We start from the raw sequence: 16,099 nt of genomic DNA on the forward strand, positions 1-16,099 counted from the left end.
AGCTCCGAGGAGGCAGCGCGGCCGGCGGGACAACCGCGCGACCATCCTCGCCCTCACGGTCAGTCCAGCGGAACCACCAGCCCGTCGCGGATCGTGACCTGGCGATCCATCCGGCGCGCGAGGTCGAGGTTGTGCGTGGCGATCAGCGCCGCCAGCCCCGAGGCCCGCGCCAGCGCGACAAGCGTGCTGAAGACGTGGAGGGAGGTCTGCGGATCGAGATTGCCGGTGGGCTCGTCGGCCAGCAGCAGCCGCGGCGTGTTGGCGACCGCGCGGCCGATGGCGACGCGCTGCTGCTCGCCGCCCGACAACTCGCCCGGCAGATGGTCGAGCCGCGAACCCAGCCCGAGGAACGTCAGCAACTCGGAGGCCCGCTGTTCGGCGAGATCCTTCGAGAGCCCTCGAATGCGCTGCGGCAGGACCACGTTCTCCAGCGCCGTGAATTCCGGCAGGAGATGGTGGAACTGGTAGACGAAGCCGATCTCGGTCCGGCGCAGGCGCGTGCGGCCCTTGTCGTCTAGCTTCGAGGTCGCCATGCCGCCGACGAAGACCTCGCCGGCATCCGGTCGTTCGAGCAGGCCCGCGACATGCAGCAAGGTCGACTTGCCGGTACCGCTGGGCGCCACCAGCGCGACGAGCTCGCCCGGCCAGAGCGCGAAATCGGCCTTGCGCAGGATTTCGAGCGGCGCATCGCTCTGCGGATAGAAGCGTTCGACCTGGGACAGGAAGAGCGCCGGTGTTTCGCGTGTCGCGTCCATCGCCTCAGCCCATCCTGAGCGCTTCGACCGGGTCGAGGCGCGCGGCCTTCCAGGCCGGATAGAGCGTCGCCAGCAGCGACAGGACAAGCGCCATCAGCACCACGGTCGCGACTTCGCGCCAATCGATCACCGAGGGAATATCGCTCAGGAAGCGAACGGTCGGGTCCCACAGATTGGCCCCGGTCAACCAGTTCAGCCCGGCCGTGATCGACTTGATGTTCTTGGCGAAGACGACGCCGAGCGCCAGCCCCGCCAGCGTGCCGAACACGCCGATCGCCGCGCCGGTCAGCAGGAAGACGCGCAGCACCGTTCCCCGCGTCGCCCCGATCGTCCGCATGATCGCGATGTCGGCGGTCTTGTCCTTCACCAGCATGATCAGGCCCGAGACGATGTTCAGCGCCGCGACCAGCACGATCAGGGTCAGGATGATGAACATGACGTTCCGTTCGACCTCCAGCGCGTTGAAGAAGGTGCGATTGCGCTGGCGCCAGTCAGACAGAACCAGGGGGCGCGGCGCATCGGCCTCGATGGCATCGCGCACGGCCTGGGTGTTGTCGGGGTTGTCGACGAAGATCTCGATGACGTTCACGTCGCCTTCGCGATTGAAATAGGCCTGGCTTTCGACCAGCGGCATGAACACGAACGAGCCGTCGAACTCGGTCATGCCGATCTCGAACACCGCCTGGACCGGATAGGCCTTGATACGCGGGGCCGTGCCGAACGGGGTCGAGGCGCCCTTGGGCGATATGATGTTGATCGTGTCGCCCGGCTGCAGTGAAAGCTGGTCGGCAAGGCGCCGTCCGATCGCAACGCCACCGGCGGTATCGAAGCCGTCCAACGTGCCGCGCTTGATGTTGCCGCCGACGAAGGGAATCGACTTGATGTCGGCTTCGCTGATGCCGCGCACCAGTACGCCGCCATTGGCATATTGCGACGAGGCCAGCGCCTGGCCCTCGACCAGCGGGATCGCGAGCTTGATGCCCTGGATCTTGCGCAGCCGCTCGGCGACCGCGATGTAGTCGTCCAGCGGCCGGTCGATCGGCGTCGCGAAGATGTGGCCGTTCACGCCCACGATCTTCTCGAGCAGTTCCTTGCGGAAGCCGTTCATCACCGACATCACGATGATCAGCGTCGCGACGCCAAGCAGGATGCCGAGGAACGAGAAGCCCGCGATGACCGAGACGAAGCCTTCGCGCCGACGCGTGCGCAGATAGCGCCCGGCCAGCAGCCATTCGAAACCCGCGAATGGCTTTGTGCCGGTCGGAGCCGCGGGTGCCGTTACCGTATCGGTCATGACCTGGACCCCGCCGTCATGGAATCGGTTCCGTCGTCGTTGCCGGCGTGGCGAAGCAATCCGGGAAGGCGCAGACCGCCATGAGGCCGGGTCGTGTCGCTGCGCTCGCCATGACGCAGCCGGCAGGGGCCCGCGGACACCCTCACGCCGCCTTGCCCTTGAACCGCTCGAGCGCCTCGTCCAGCGATACCAGTTCGCGCTCGCCGCCCGCGCGGCGCTTGAGCTCGACCTTGCCATCGGCCAGCCCCTTGGGGCCGACGATGATCTGCCACGGCACGCCGATCAGATCGGCGGTGGCGAACTTGCCGCCCGGGCGCGTATCGGTGTCGTCGTAGAGCGCGTCGTAGCCCTTCGCCAGCAGCGCCTTGTAGAGTTGCTCGCAGGCGCCGTCGGTCGCGGCGTCGCCTGCCTTGAGGTTCAGCACCGCCACGTCGAAGGGCGCGATCTCGTCGGGCCAGATGATGCCGTTGTCGTCATGGCCGGCCTCGATCAGCGCCGCCACGAGCCGGCTCGGGCCGATGCCGTAGGAGCCCATGTGGACAGGCGCATTGGTGCCGTCGGGGCCCTGCACGGTGGCGCCCATCGGCTCGGAATATTTCGTGCCGAAATAGAAGATGTGGCCGACCTCGATGCCGCGCGCAGACAGCTGCTTGTCAGCAGGAATGGCGTCATAGGCGGGGACGTCGTGCATTTCCTCGGTCGCTGCGTAGAGGCTGGTCCACTTGTCGACCAGCGCCTGCAGGCCCTCGACGCTGTCGAAATCGGTATCGACCGCGGGGGTATCGAACTCGAGATAATCCTTGTGGCAGAACACTTCGCTCTCGCCGGTCGAGGCCAGCACGATGAACTCGTGGCTGAGATCGCCACCGATCGGGCCGGTGTCGGCGCGCATCGGGATCGCCTTCAGGCCCAGCCGCGCGAAGGTGCGCAGATAGGCCGTGAACATGCGGTTATAGGCGTGGCGGGCGCTGGCCTGGTCGACGTCGAAGGAATAGGCATCCTTCATCAGGAATTCGCGGCCGCGCATCACGCCGAAGCGCGGACGGACCTCGTCACGGAACTTCCACTGGATGTGGTAGAGATTGAGAGGCAGGTCCTTGTACGACTTGACGTAGGACCGGAAGATGTCGGTCACCATCTCCTCGTTGGTCGGGCCGTACAGCATGTCGCGGTCGTGCCGGTCCTTGAGACGCAACATCTCCTTGCCATAGGCGTCGTAGCGCCCGCTCTCGCGCCAGAGATCGGCCGACTGGATCGTCGGCATCAGGATCTCGATCGCGCCGGAGCGGTTCTGCTCCTCGCGGACGATCTTGTTGATCTTGTCGAGCACGCGCAGGCCCAGCGGCAACCAGGAATAGATGCCAGCCGATTGCTGGCGGATCATGCCGGCGCGCAGCATCAGGCGATGCGAGACGATCTCGGCTTCCTTGGGCGTGTCGCGCAGGATCGGCAGGAAGTAGCGGGAAAGTCGCATGAAGGCACTCTTGGAACAGGTGGAATCGCGCAGCAGCAGCACGAGTCAGTCCCGCCAGAGACACCATTGCGAGCCTGAAATTGCAAGCTCTTGCGACGCCGTCTTCCGGCCAGTACCCGGTGTTTGCGCTCAGGCCCGCGCGAATTTGCGCTTCAACCTGTCGTTCACCGCAGCCGGCACGAAAGGCGAGACATCCCCGCCCATGGCGGCGATCTGCCGGACCAGAGTGGCCGTGATATGGCGCACCGCAGGCGTCGCCGGCAGGAACACCGTCTGGAGTTGCGCGTCCATCGTCCCGTTCATGCCCGACAGCTGCATCTCGTAGTCGAGGTCGGAGCCGTCGCGCAGCCCGCGGATCATCAGCGTCGCTCCGGCCTCACGAGCCGCCCGCACCGCGAGATTGTCGAAGGTCACGACATCGAGCGTCACGCCGGCCGCAGCCGCGATCGGCCCACCGACTTCGCGCAGCAGCGCAGCGCGATCCTCCGCGGAGAAGACCGGCGTCTTGCCTGGATGGACCCCGATGGCGAGGACAAGCGTGTCGCAGAGCCGGCAGGCGCCGGCGATCACGTCGACATGACCATTGGTGACGGGGTCGAAAGACCCGGCGTAAAAAGCGATGCGGCTCATGTCTCAGCGTTAGCCGCTGCCTGCGTTCTCGACAAGCCGCGAGCAATCGTCGGGCTCCTTGTCGACCCGACAAAGGAACCGACGAGGATTCGTCGAGGCGCGCTCAGGAAAGCGGGAGCAATGCAGCAACGGCTGCGACGCTTCCGGCGAGAGCCGACAACGTCGCAAGGACAATGGCCGCAGCTGAGCTGCGGTTTCGACTGGCGGAGCTAGGCGCGAACTTCATGGCAACCCTTGCGCGAATCGCGGAACCTTCGAGTAACGCTAGGTTATGCCGAGGTCAGGCTGACAAGAGGCGAGACTGTGACGAAAACGTGACCTGGACGCCGTTCTTGCCTTTCGCATTGCGCTGCACACGAATTCCCGCCTAAACCGCCCCCATGCTTACGATCAACGACATCACCTACCGTCTGGGCGAGCGGCTTTTGCTCGATCACGCGAGCGCTTCGCTTCCCGACGGCTCGCGAGTCGGGCTCGTGGGCCGCAACGGCACCGGCAAGACCACGCTGTTCAACATCATCACCGGCGATCTTTCGCCGGAGGGCGGCACGGTCAGCCTCCCCAAGGGCCGTCGCATCGGCGGCGTCGCGCAGGAAGCACCGGGCGGACCGGAATCGCTGATCGAGGTCGTGCTCGCAGCCGACACCGAGCGCGCCTCGCTGATGGCGGAATCGGAGACGGCGACCGATCCGCACCGCATCGCGGAAATCGAGACCAGGCTCGCCGACATCGGCGCCCATTCGGCGCCGGCGCGTGCCGCGACAGTGCTGCATGGCCTGGGCTTCGATGAGGCGGCTCAGCAGCGCCCCTGCTCGGACTTCTCCGGCGGCTGGCGCATGCGCGTCGCGCTGGCGGCCGTCCTGTTCGCCGAGCCCGATTTGCTGCTGCTCGACGAGCCCACCAACTATCTCGACCTCGAGGGCACGCTCTGGCTCTACGATTATCTCGAGCGCTACCCGCACACCGTGCTGGTTGTCAGCCATGATCGCGAACTGCTCGACACCTGCGTCGACCACATCCTGCATCTCGATGGCGGCAAGCTGACGATCTATCGCGGCGGCTACACCTCCTTCGCCAAGCAGCGAGCCGAAAAGCAGATGCAGCTCTCCAAGGCCAAGGAGAAGCAGGACGCAGAGCGCAAGCACCTCCAGGCCTTCGTCGATCGCTTCAAGGCCAAGGCCTCGAAGGCGAGCCAGGCGCAGTCGCGCGTCAAGCGGCTGGAGAAGATGGAGACCATCGCGACGATCGTCGACCGCGACGTGCAGCCCTTCAGCCTGCCTGGACCCGAGCGCCCGCTCGCTCCGCCGATGATCGTGCTGGACAACGCCAGCGCCGGCTATGGCGACCGCACGGTGCTGTCGAAGCTGAACCTGACGCTCCTGCCCGACGACCGCATCGCCCTGCTCGGCTCGAACGGCAACGGCAAGTCGACCTTCTGCAAGCTGATCGGCGGGCGGCTTCCGCCGCTGACCGGCCAGATGCGCAAGTCATCCAAGCTCGAGACGGCCTATTTCGCCCAGCACCAGCTCGACGAGCTCAGGATGGACGACACGCCCATCGCGCATTTGCGCGACCTGATGCCCGACTCGCCCGAGGCCAAGGTGCGCGCCAAGGCAGCACAGTTCGGCTTCCCGGCGCAGAAGGCCGAGACGCCGGTGAAAAACCTGTCGGGCGGCGAGAAAGCCCGGCTGATGCTCGGTCTCGCTGCCTTCGCCGGCCCGCATCTGCTGATCCTCGACGAGCCGACCAACCATCTCGACATCGACAGCCGCACCGCGCTGGTCAATGCTATCAACGACTTCCCCGGCGCCGTGATCCTGGTCAGCCATGATCGCTTCCTGATCGAATCCTGCGCCGACCGGCTCTGGCTGGTGGGCGACGGCACGGTCAAGAATTTTGACGGCGACATGGAAGACTACCGCAGCTACGTGCTCGGAGCAGGCAAGGCCGCCAAGCGCGAGAAGGCGGCTCCCGAGGCAGCTCCCGCCAAGGTCGAAGATCGCAAGGAGGCTGCGGTCAAGCGCGCGGCACAGGGGCCGCTCAAGCAGAAGCTCAATCTCGCGGAAGCCCGCATCGCCAAGCTGACCGGGCTGATCGAGAAGGTCGACGGCGTGCTCGGCAACGGCGCGGCCTTTGCGCGCGACCCCGGAAAGGCGCTGGTCCTGTCGCGCCAGCGCGCCGACCTGGCCGAAGCGCTGACCGCGGCGGAAGAGGAATGGCTGGAGCTCAGCTCGGAGCTGGAAAGCGCCTGATCAGCGCCGGCTCGCGGCGTACATCATTACCGGATGGTCGGGCCTGTTCCGACCAGCCGCCTCTTCGCTCATCGAGCCCGACGTTAAAGACGTGGAAGCTCGCCACAAGGGCGAGCGGGACGAAGTGTTGCCGCGACTAACGCGAACCTCACCCCTGCCCCGGCTTGATGATCCTGCTCAGGCGGTTGTCGTTGAACATGTAGATCTCGCGGCCACCCGGCTCGGAATAGAGCACCTGCGTTTCCCGCTGGCCCTTGCCACTTTCGCCAACCAGCACGTCGGTCGGCCGCGCGCGCTTGAGCCTGACCAGCTCGCATTCGGTGATGCCCTCGGCGATCGCCGGCGGCAGGGGTCGCGTCGAGGGATCGAGCGAGACGTCGACACTGCAGTCGCCCTCGGGGGTCAGCACCGGCTCCCGCGTCGAAATCCCGGCGGTGGCGGTGCTGGTGGTCGTCGTGGTGACGCCGCCGCGCCTGCTTTCCGTGAAGGCGAATCCGCCCATATCGACGGAACATCCGCCCAGGGCGGCTGCACAAACCAGCAGTACGGGTAGTTTCACGCTTTTTTCTCCCAGCGCCCGGAATCGTCCTGCTGCCAATAGCTGGCATTGGCTCCGGCAGCGCGAACTTTTTTCCAATCCTCGCGGGCGGCCGCCAGGGCGTCGGGGTCGTCGCCGTCGAAGATCAGCACGACGCGCTCGTAGTCCGTCAATGCGTCGGGAATACGGACACCTTCGGCACAGATCCGCACGCTCGCGGCATTGGGATTGTGAGGTTGCGTCGTCAGCACGATCGGATTGGCCGCGGCATCTGCCTCCATGGCCGTGACATGCGGCAGGAAGCTCTCGTCGGAATAGCTCCAGAGATGATCGTCGAGCGCGCGCAGCCGCTCCTGGCTGGAGACCTCGATCACGACATTCTGCGCACGCGCCAGCGCCCGGTCGAGAATGGTCGGCAAGACCTGCTCGAGCGGGCGCGACTGGAGATGGAAGAACAGGATTTCGGTCATGACAGACACAGTACACCCATCGTCATTGCGAGGAGCGTAGCGACGAAGCCATCCAGGGGCTGACACACTCCATGTCCCCCTGGATTGCTTCGCTGCGCTCGCAATGGCGATGGCGCTGGAACACTCACCCCTCGTAGTGCTCCGCGACGAGGTGGTCGAGCAGGCGCACGCCCCAGCCCGAGCCCCAGCTGCGGTTGGTCTCGCTGTTGGGCGAGCTCATGCCGGTGCCGGCGATATCGAGATGCACCCAGGGGCAATCGTTGACGTGGCGCTGCAGGAACTGCGCGGCGGTGATCGAGCCGCCATAGCGGCCGGCCGAGTTCTTCATGTCGGCGAACTTCGAATCGATCATCTTGTCGTAGGCCTTGCCGAGCGGCAGGCGCCACACCGCCTCGCCAGTCGCCTTGCCAGCGTCAGACAGCCGCTGCGAAAGCTCGTCGCTGTTGGAGAACAGGCCGGCGTGCTCCTGCGCCAGCGCGACCAGGATCGCGCCGGTCAGCGTCGCCAGGTTGATCATGAACTTCGGCTTGAACTGCTCCTGCGTGTACCAGAGCACATCGGCCAGGACGAGACGGCCCTCGGCGTCGGTGTTGATGATCTCGATCGTCTGGCCCGACAGCGAGGTGACGATATCGCCGGGGCGCTGCGCGTTGCCGTCGGGCATGTTCTCGACGAGGCCGATCACGCCGATGGCGTTGACCTTGGCCTTGCGGCCCGCAAGCGCAGCCATCAGGCCGGTGACACAGGCAGCGCCAGCCATGTCGCCCTTCATGTCCTCCATACCGGCGCCGGGCTTCAGCGAAATGCCGCCTGTGTCGAAGGTCACGCCCTTGCCGACGAAGGCAACCGGCTGGACGCTCGACTTGGCCCCGTTCCAGCGCATCACGACGACGCGGCTCTCCCGGCGCGAGCCCTGCCCGACCGCGAGCAGCGCCCGCATGCCGATCTTCCGGAGATGCTTCTCGTCCAGGATTTCGACCTCGACGCCGAGCTTCTCCAGCTTCGCGGCACGCTCTGCGAACTCTTCCGGAAACAGGACGTTGGGCGGCTCGTTGACGAGGTCGCGCGCCAGGTTGACGCCGTCGGCGATCGCCTCGCGGGCCTTCAGCGCCTTCTTGATGGCGGTCGGATCGGGCACGCGCAGCGTCACCGTGATCGGCTCGGCCTCGTCCTTCTCCTTGGTCTTGGTCTTGTACTGGTCGAAGGCATAGGAGCGCAGCCGCATGCCGAGCGCCACATCGGCCGCCTGCTCCGGCGTGATCTCGCCGTCGGGGAGCGCCAGAATCACGTCGGCGCTGCGGCCATGCCCGAGCCGTCCGGCGATGGCGCCACCGAGCTTGGCGAAATCGAGCGTTGCACGATCGGCCTCCGCACCGAGGCCGACGACGATCAGGCGCTCGTAACCGGCACCATCCGGCGCGAGCAGCGTCAGGCCGGCCAGTGCCTTGCCCTTGAATCGCTCCGCGGCGGCCGCACGCGCCAGCAGGCTGTGTGCCCCCTCGCCCAGCCACTCCTCGGCCACCTTCGGCGGAGCCAGCGCCTCCGAGACGAGAACCACGAGATCCTGACCGCCGATGGCGTTCAGGGTTTTGACATCCAGCTTGAGGCGCTGCGACATGATCGGCTCACGATTTCGGGATTGAAGCGTCCGGACGGGCGAAACACGACAGACACAAACGATTCCCGTTTGCGCCATGATTGCGCCTATACCATAGGGTGTGTTCTTCGAACCGTCCAAGGGAGCCTGCGCTCCCCACCCTTTCAGCGGATGCCACGCTTGTTCCTGAAACGCCTCGATCGCTACATCCTGAAGATAGCGACGGTCGCGGCCATCGTTCTCCTCGTCGGCCTGACAAGCGTGATCTGGGTCACCCAGGCCCTGCGCGAGGTCGACCTGCTCACGGGCAAGGGTCAGACGATTCTGATCTTTTTCACCGTGACGCTGCTCTCGCTGCCCGCGCTGATCGCCGGCATTGCGCCGGTCGCGCTCTTCATGGCCACGCTCTACACGCTCAATCGCCTCAACAGCGATTCCGAGCTGATCGTCATGAATGCCGCCGGCGTCGCGCCGCGCCGCCTGACGCGTCCCTTCCTCGTGCTGACGATGGCGACCTCGCTCCTGGTCTGCTGGATGACGTTCTGGGTGATGCCGTCGGGCTTTCGCGCCCTGCGTGACCTGATCACGCTGATCCGCGCCGATTTCGTCGCCAACGTCGTCAAGGAAGGCCAGTTCGTCTCGCTCGATTCCGGCGTGACCTTCCACTACCGCGAGAAGTCGGGCGACGCGCTGGTCGGCATCTTCATGCAGGATCGCCGCGACCCCAATCAGCCCTCGATTTATATCGCCGAGCGCGGCCGCACGGTCGATGTCGAGGGCAACAGCTTCCTGATGCTGGAGAAAGGCACGATCCAGCGCGAGAGCAAGCAGGACACCTCCTCGATCATCTCCTTCCAGCGCTATGCCCTCAACCTCTCGGCCCTGTCGGGCGAGGCAACGGGCGGCGCCGGCGAAGGCGATGGCGACAAGGTCATCTACAAGCCGCGCGAGCGCTCGACCTGGTCACTGCTCAACCAGGACAAGAACGAGGGCTACTACAAGCTCCAGGAAGGCCGCTTCCGTGCCGAACTTCACAACCGGCTGTCCGCCCCGCTCTACCCGATCGCCTTCATGCTGATCGCCTTCGCGGCGATCGGCGAAGCCCGCACCACCCGGCAGGGCCGGGCAATGGCGATCCAGGCGGCGATCTTGATCGTCAGCGCGGTCCGCATCGGCGCCTATGCCGCCTGGACGGCCTCCGTGCGCTCCGGCTGGGCCACGGCCCTGCTCTACATACTGCCTGTGGTTTCAATCATGCTCTCCGTCTCCCTGATCGTCTTCGGTGAGCGCCTGCGGCCCATATTGGCGCGGTTCTTCGCACCCATATTCGCGCCGATCGGGATGCTGACAGCCAAGCTGCGACGCGCCTGATGATGCTGACATCGACCTTCGGCCGCTATCTTACCAAGCGGTTCGCACGCGCCATCCTCGGCGTGTTCAGCACGTTCTTCTTCCTCATCGGGACGCTCGACTTCGTCGAGCTGATGCGGCGCGCCGGCGATTCGCCGGCAGCCACGACACCGCTGATCATCCAGCTCGCGCTCTATCGGGCGCCGGCTGTCGCCGAGCAGATCTTTCCGTTCGCGGCGCTGTTTGGCGGCATGTTCGCGCTGCTGACGCTGAGTCGAAAGCTGGAACTGGTGGTGGCGCGCTCGGTCGGCGTGTCCGCCTGGCAGTTCCTCCAGCCCGCGGCCTTTGTCGCCGGCGCGATCGGGCTCGTCTCGATCCTGGCCTATAATCCGATCGCGGCCTCGCTGAAGAGCAAGGCGACAGCGCTCGAGCTGCGGCTGTTCGCGCGCACGGGCCAGCAGCTCAACACGCAGGACATCTGGCTGCGCCAGCGCAGCGTCGACGGTCAGGCGATCATCAGGGCGGCCGGCGCGCTGCCGGACGGCGATGGCCTGGCCCAGGTTGCCATCTTCAACTTCGACAAGACCGGCGGCTTCAGCGAGCGCGTCGACGCCAAGCAGGCGGTGCTCCGCCCCGGCTACTGGGAGCTCACCGACGCACGCGTGATCTCCGCCACGGAAGAGCCACAGAACTACAAGAGCTATGTGCTCGCGACGACGCTGGAGCCGGATCAGGTGCGACAAAGTTTCACCCCGCCCGACGCCGTCGGCTTCTGGTCGATGCCCACCGTGATCGAGAGAACCCAGCGTGCAGGCCTCGATACCACCCGTTACGAGCTTCGTTACCAGTCGCTCATGGCACGGCCGCTGCTGCTCATCGCGATGGTGCTGGTGGCAGCGTCAGTTTCCTTAAGATTTTTCAGGTTTGGTGGTGTGACCAGACTGGTGATAGGTGGCGTGGCAGCCGGCTTCGTGCTGTATGTTGCGACACAGCTGTCGGAGGAACTCGGATCGTCGGGAATCGTGAATCCGGTCATAGCGGCCTGGCTCCCCGCCCTTATCGGGACGATGCTGGGAGCTCTGGCCCTCCTCCATCAGGAAGACGGGTAAATCTTACTGTGCCTATGGTTAATTTTGGATTTATAGCGTGAGTTTGAGTGTGAGACGCATGACGCGCCTTGCTGCTGCGACGGCACTTGCCACGAGCCTGGCCTACATGCTCGCAGCCGGTGGCATTGCCGCGGCCCAGACGGCTGCTGCCAAGCCCGCAGGTGCCAAGCCGCAGGAGCGGATGGTCGTCGACGCGCGCGAACTCGTCTACGACAAGGACAACAACACCGTATCCGCGGTCGGCGATGTCCAGATCCTCTATCAGGGCCGTACAATCGAAGCCGACCGCGTGGTCTATGACCGCGCTGGCAAGCGCGTCGTCGCGACCGGCAATGCCCGGATCACCGAGACCAACGGCACCGTCATCACTGGCGACCGCTTCAACCTGACCGACGATTTCCGCGACGGCTTCATCGATTCTCTGCGCGTGGTGAATCCCGACAAGACGCGCTTCACCTCGCCGCGCGCCGAGCGCACCGACGGCGAGACCTTCATCTTCGACAAGGGCATCTACACCGCCTGCGAGCCCTGCAAGGACAACCCGGAAAAGCCGCCGCTGTGGCAGGTCCGCGCCGCGCGCATCATTCACAAGAAGTCCGAGCAGACGATCTATTACGAGGAGGCACGCGTCGAGTTCGCCGGCGTGCCGCTGGCCTACATCCCCTACATGTCGGGCCCGGACTCGACGGTTAAGCGCAAGTCGGGCTTCCTGACGCCGAAATTCCTCAACACCGGCGCGCTCGGCTATGGCGTCGGCCTGCCCTATTTCTTCAACCTCGCGCCGAACTACGACCTCACGGTCTCGCCGACCTATCTCAGCCGCCAGGGCCTGCTCGGCCAGGTCGAATGGCGCCACCGCCTGGTCAACGGTTCCTACAAGATCCGCGCCTCGGGCATCTTCCAGCAGGAACCCACCGCGTTCCTGCCGACACCGCTGGGCGCCGGCGACAAGGATTTCCGCGGCTCGATCGAGACCTCGGGCAAGTTCTATCTCAATCCGCGCTGGACGTTCGGCTGGAACGCCGCGATGTCGACCGATCGCTGGTTCTACAAGAACTATCGCATCCTCAACGAGGCGATGAGCGCGACGACCTATCTGCAGGAATCGATCTCGACGGCCTATCTCAACGGCCAGAGCTCGACCGCCTGGTTCGACCTGCGTGGCTACTATTTCCAGCCGCTGACGTCGAGCGACTGGCAGAAGCAGCAGCCGACCGTGCTGCCGGTGCTCGACTACGACAAGCGCGTCCACAAGCCCGCCGTCATCGGCGGCGAGTTGACCGTCACCGCCAATGCCACCTTCCTGCAGAGGGACGCTGCCGCCTACCAGCAGATCCCCGAGCAGAAGACCTTCCTGATCAACACGCCGACCTATTCGCTCTATGACGGCTGCGCCGTCTACACCAAGGACCAGTGCATCGTGCGCGGCCTGGCCGGCAACGTCGCCCGCGCGACGGCCGAAGTCTCCTGGCGCCGCAACTTCATCGACCCGATCGGACAGGTCTGGACGCCTTACGCCTCGCTGCGTGCCGACGTGTTCTCGGTCAATCCGTCGACGACGGGTTACGCCAACGCCAACCTGCCCTCGCTGATGGACACCTCCGACGAGGTGTTCGGCCGCGCCATGCCGGCCATCGGCCTGATGTACAAGTATCCCTTCGTCGCCAAGACGGGCTGGGGCACGCACATCCTCGAGCCAGTCGCCCAGATCGTCGCGCGCCCCAACGAAACCAACAGCCTGCGCATCGCCAACGAGGACGCCCAGAGCCTCGTCTTCGACGACACCAATCTATTCGAGTGGCACGGCAAGTTCTCCGGCTACGACCGGGTCGAAGGCGGCACGCGCGCCAATGTCGGCTTGCGCTACACCGGCCGCTTCGGTGCGGACGGCTATGCCAACGCGCTCTTCGGCCAGTCCTATCACCTGGCCGGCCGCAACTCCTTCGCGCGTGGCGACCTCGCCAATGTCGGCCTCGATTCCGGCCTCGATACGGATCGCTCGGACTTTGTCGCGCGCGCTCAGATCTCACCGTTCAAGAATTTCGTCCTGTCGGGTGCCGCTCGCCTGGACGACCGGACCTGGGAGCCGCAGCGCATCGACGCCGCCGCGACCTATACCAACACCCTGTTCACGGCCTCCGTCGGCTACGGCCGCTACGAGCCGCAGCCCGATCTGGGCATTCCGCGTCGCCGCGAGGGCCTGTCCCTCAACGGCTCCGTCAAGATCGCCGACAACTGGCGCCTGCGCGCCGGCGTGCTGTTCGATCTCGACAAGTACAAGTACGATCGTGAGCGCTATCGCGACGTCTACGCCGCCTACACCTCGTCGGGCGGCACGACTGCAGTGCCGATCTATCCGAACACCGGGCTGTTCCAGACGGCTTCGACCTCGTTCGGCATCAACTACACCGACGAGTGCACCGTGTTCGACGTCAGCTACGCCCAGAGCTACGCCGACCGGCAGTCCGGCGCGACCAAGGATACGCGCACGATCCTGTTCCGCCTCGAATTGAGGACGCTGGGCGAGGTCACCTATTCGCAGAATCTCGGCGGATCCTCGGTCGGCGACGGCGTCACGAGCACAACGCGTTGACCGCCTTCGACGCGCGGTTTCCAGACAAGGTGAGGTCTCCGTGCTTCCGCTCGCGCTGACGCAGGGCGACCCCGCCGGCATCGGTCCCGAACTGACCCTGAAGGCCTGGCAGGAGCGCACAACGCGCGGCCTGCCCGCCTTCGCCTGCCTCGGCGACATCGACCATCTCGGACGCCTCGCGCAGCAACTCGGCCTGCCTGTCCCGCTGAGGGCTTGCAACTGGAACGAGGCTGAGGCTGCGTTCCCCGACGCGCTGCCGGTGATCCCGCACGGCCATGCCGTCTCCGCCGAACCCGGCAAGCCCGATTCCGCCACAGCTGCCGGTACCATCGCCTCGATCCGCGAATCCGTCGCCGCAGTGACGGCGGGCGCAGCGGCCGCAGTCGTCACCAACCCCATCGCCAAATCCGTGCTTTACGCCGCGGGCTTCGGTTTTCCCGGCCATACCGAGTTCCTGGCCGACCTCGCCGCGACGAACGGCAAGGTGCCCCATCCGGTGATGATGCTGTGGAGCGAGGGCCTAGCGGTCGTTCCGGTGACGATCCACATCCCGCTGCGCGCGGTTCCCGAGCAACTCACGACCGAACTGATCGTCGAGACCGGCCGCATCGTCGCAGGCGAATTGACCCGGCGCTTCGGCATCGCCGCGCCGCGTCTGGCCGTCAGCGGGCTCAACCCCCATGCCGGCGAAGGCGGAGCGCTCGGAGCCGAGGACAACGCGGTCGTGGCACCCGCCATTGCCGCGCTGCGCGCGCTGGGCATCGATGCGAAGGGGCCCTATCCCGCCGACACCATGTTCCATGCCCGCGCCCGCGCCGGATATGACGCTGCCCTGGCGATGTATCACGACCAGGCACTGATCCCGATCAAGACCATCGCCTTCGACGACGGCGTCAACGTCACACTCGGCCTGCCCTTCATCCGGACCTCGCCGGACCATGGCACGGCATTCGACATCGCCGGACAAGGCATCGCACGGCCAGACAGCCTGTGCGCCGCATTGAGGCTGGCCGCACGCATGGCAACCGCCTCATGAGCCAGATCGACGACCTGCCGCCGCTGCGCGAGGTGGTCGAGCGCCACGGGCTGATGGCCCAGAAGTCGCTGGGCCAGAACTTCCTCTTCGACCTCAACCTGACCGGCCGCATCGCGCGCGCCGCCGGCCCGCTCGAAGGCGAGACGATTGTCGAGATCGGCCCCGGACCCGGCGGCCTCACCCGCGCCTTGCTCGCCAATGGCGCCGGCCGCGTCATCGCAATCGAGCGCGACAGACGCTGCATGCCGGCGCTGGCGGAGATCGCCGCGCATTATCCGGGACGGCTCGAGGTCATCGACGGGGATGCGCTCGCGGTCGACCTGACACCGCACCTCGCCGGATCCAGGGCCCGCATCGTGGCCAACCTGCCCTATAACATCGGCACGCCGCTGCTGGTCGGCTGGCTCAGCCTCGAGCCCTGGCCGCCCTGGTGGGACTCGCTGACGCTGATGTTCCAGCGCGAGGTCGCCGAGCGGATCGTCGCTACGCCGCAGGAGCGTGCCGATTACGGCCGGCTGGCGATCCTCGCCGGATGGCGCAGCGAGGCAAAAATCCTGTTCGACGTGCCGCGCACCGCTTTCGTGCCGCAGCCCAAGATCACCTCGTCGATCGTGCATCTGGTGCCGCGCGCTGCGCCCGAGCCCTGCGACCGTCGCCTGCTGGAGCGCATCACGCTCGCCGCCTTCGGCCAGCGCCGCAAGATGCTGCGCCAGAGCCTGAAGGCCGTCCTGCCGGACCCCACCGCGATGATCGAGGCGGCTGGGCTGTCCCCGACGGCTCGCGCCGAGGAGATCCCCGTCTCGGGCTTCGTGGCGCTTGCCAATGCGCTGGGCGAACGGCTCTAGAGGCCTGTTCTGGACAGCCAAAAACCGTCATTGCGAGCGTCAGCGAAGGAATCCAGAGGCGGCAGTGCGCTACGCCGTGCTGGATTGCTTCGTCGCCTTGCTCCTCGCAATGACGGCAGGAGGTTGCGCGTATACTCACAGTCCGCAGGGCTGATG

At 65.9% G+C, this 16,099-nt stretch carries 13 protein-coding genes; 6 read left to right on the forward strand and 7 right to left on the reverse strand.

Annotation, left to right across the window (positions count from 1 at the left end; translation table 11 throughout):
* Positions 1-59: 59 nt before the first annotated feature.
* The 4 genes from AC1D2L_RS12305 to coaD all read right to left on the reverse strand — a co-directional run bounded on the left by AC1D2L_RS12305 (position 60) and on the right by coaD (position 4,153).
* Positions 60-755 (reverse strand): ABC transporter ATP-binding protein, encoded by a 696-nt coding sequence (locus tag AC1D2L_RS12305; RefSeq protein ID WP_476846158.1) that lies wholly within the window; start codon positions 753-755, stop codon positions 60-62.
* Between the two features lie 4 nt (positions 756-759).
* A complete protein-coding gene (locus tag AC1D2L_RS12310; RefSeq protein WP_476846159.1) occupies positions 760-2,049 on the reverse strand; it encodes a lipoprotein-releasing ABC transporter permease subunit in 1,290 nt (429 codons plus the stop codon).
* A 142-nt stretch (positions 2,050-2,191) separates the two neighbouring features.
* Positions 2,192-3,523: a proline--tRNA ligase gene (gene proS, locus AC1D2L_RS12315; protein ID WP_476846160.1), complete on the reverse strand. Its 1,332-nt coding sequence runs from the start codon at positions 3,521-3,523 to the stop codon at positions 2,192-2,194.
* A 129-nt stretch (positions 3,524-3,652) separates the two neighbouring features.
* Positions 3,653-4,153, reverse strand: a complete 501-nt coding sequence (gene coaD / locus AC1D2L_RS12320) for a pantetheine-phosphate adenylyltransferase (protein ID WP_476846161.1) — start codon at positions 4,151-4,153, stop codon at positions 3,653-3,655.
* Positions 4,154-4,533: 380 nt separating this feature from the next.
* On the opposite strand from coaD, the gene AC1D2L_RS12325 reads away from it, so the two are divergent.
* On the forward strand, positions 4,534-6,405 hold the full coding sequence (locus AC1D2L_RS12325; protein ID WP_476846162.1) for an ABC-F family ATP-binding cassette domain-containing protein: 1,872 nt from the start codon (positions 4,534-4,536) through the stop codon (positions 6,403-6,405).
* Between the two features lie 148 nt (positions 6,406-6,553).
* On the opposite strand, the gene AC1D2L_RS12330 is transcribed toward AC1D2L_RS12325, so the two are convergent.
* From AC1D2L_RS12330 to AC1D2L_RS12340, 3 genes are all read right to left on the reverse strand, one after another.
* Positions 6,554-6,964, reverse strand: coding sequence for a hypothetical protein (locus AC1D2L_RS12330; RefSeq protein WP_476846163.1), 411 nt, complete (start codon positions 6,962-6,964; stop codon positions 6,554-6,556).
* Entirely contained in the window at positions 6,961-7,413 is a 453-nt protein-coding gene (locus tag AC1D2L_RS12335; protein ID WP_476846270.1) for a DNA polymerase III subunit chi, read from the reverse strand. The genes AC1D2L_RS12330 and AC1D2L_RS12335 overlap by 4 nt, the downstream gene beginning before the upstream one ends.
* 124 nt (positions 7,414-7,537) lie before the next feature.
* Entirely contained in the window at positions 7,538-9,031 is a 1,494-nt protein-coding gene (locus tag AC1D2L_RS12340) for a leucyl aminopeptidase (protein ID WP_476846164.1), read from the reverse strand.
* 159 nt (positions 9,032-9,190) lie between these two features.
* On the opposite strand from AC1D2L_RS12340, the gene lptF reads away from it, so the two are divergent.
* From lptF to rsmA, 5 genes are read left to right on the forward strand one after another with little or no spacing between them, the layout of a single operon-like run.
* On the forward strand, positions 9,191-10,381 hold the full coding sequence (gene lptF, locus AC1D2L_RS12345) for an LPS export ABC transporter permease LptF (RefSeq protein WP_476846165.1): 1,191 nt from the start codon (positions 9,191-9,193) through the stop codon (positions 10,379-10,381).
* Positions 10,381-11,469 (forward strand): LPS export ABC transporter permease LptG, encoded by a 1,089-nt coding sequence (lptG, locus tag AC1D2L_RS12350; protein ID WP_476846166.1) that lies wholly within the window; start codon positions 10,381-10,383, stop codon positions 11,467-11,469. Before lptF ends, lptG begins: the two co-directional genes overlap by 1 nt.
* Positions 11,470-11,527: 58 nt before the next feature.
* Positions 11,528-14,062 (forward strand): LPS-assembly protein LptD, encoded by a 2,535-nt coding sequence (locus AC1D2L_RS12355; protein ID WP_476846167.1) that lies wholly within the window; start codon positions 11,528-11,530, stop codon positions 14,060-14,062.
* 40 nt (positions 14,063-14,102) lie between these two features.
* Positions 14,103-15,098, forward strand: coding sequence for a 4-hydroxythreonine-4-phosphate dehydrogenase PdxA (pdxA, locus tag AC1D2L_RS12360; protein ID WP_476846168.1), 996 nt, complete (start codon positions 14,103-14,105; stop codon positions 15,096-15,098).
* Complete coding sequence (gene rsmA / locus AC1D2L_RS12365) at positions 15,095-15,943, forward strand: 16S rRNA (adenine(1518)-N(6)/adenine(1519)-N(6))-dimethyltransferase RsmA (protein WP_476846169.1); 849 nt, start codon at positions 15,095-15,097, stop codon at positions 15,941-15,943. Before pdxA ends, rsmA begins: the two co-directional genes overlap by 4 nt.
* Positions 15,944-16,099: the final 156 nt, after the last annotated feature.

The organism is Allobosea sp. P1_B10 (genome assembly GCF_056406735.1).